Annotated in this window: 1 protein-coding gene; it reads left to right on the plus strand. The window is 60.5% G+C overall.

The features are described from left to right. Positions 1-106 precede the first annotated feature (106 nt). The coding region (locus CK501_RS16615) for an IS30 family transposase (RefSeq protein WP_143421473.1) at positions 107-811 on the plus strand (705 nt) is incomplete at its 3' end.

The following is an 811-nucleotide window of genomic DNA, read 5'->3' on the forward strand; positions in this document are numbered from 1 at the left end:
AAACCTGAATTCAGATAATAACTGCAGCACTTTGGCGTGAACCGGTAGAGGTAGGAGGGCCGCCGCCGGTACCCTCACCGCCTTTACCGACCAAAGTGAAGAGCAGATGGGATACCGACAACTGACCCAGCGACAACGATACCAGATTGAGGCCGGTTTGCAGCACCGCTGCAGCCTTCGTGCCATCGCCCAGCTTGTGGGGTGCAGCAGTAGCACGGTCTCGCGAGAGATTCGGCGCAACACAAGCGCCCATGGCTACTGTCCTGAACAGGCTCAGCGCATCAGTTTCAGCCGCCGCCAGAAGGCCCACAAAGCCAGCAAACGGACGTGGTCGTTGATGATCTGGGTGAGCAAACGTCTGCGTGAATACTGGAGTCCCGGCCAGATCATCGGGTTCATGCGCCGGGTGGGAAGCAGGCTCATTTCCCATCAGTGGATCTATGAGCTGATCTACCGGGACAAGGCAGCGGGCGGTGATCTGTGGCGCTACTGCCGCCAGCCGGGACAAAGGCGCTATCAGCGTCGCCTGGCCAAGCGTGCCGGGCTTGGGCGCATCCCGAACCGGGTTGGCATTGAGCAGCGCCCCGGCGAGGTCGATCGCCGACAAACGCTGGGCCATTGGGAAGGTGATACCGTGCTCCACGGCCATAAGCAATCGGGCCTTGTCACCCTGGTGGAGCGGCGCAGTGGTTACCTTTTGGCTGAACGGCTTGTACAGCTCAAAGCCAGGCCGACAGCCGAGGCGATCATCCGCCAGTTCCGGCCCATAAGAGGCGCGGTGCGCACTCTGACATTGGATAACGGATTTGAG

It is taken from the genome of Halovibrio salipaludis (assembly GCF_002286965.1).
Classification (GTDB): Bacteria; Pseudomonadota; Gammaproteobacteria; order Pseudomonadales; family Oleiphilaceae; genus Halospina; species Halospina salipaludis.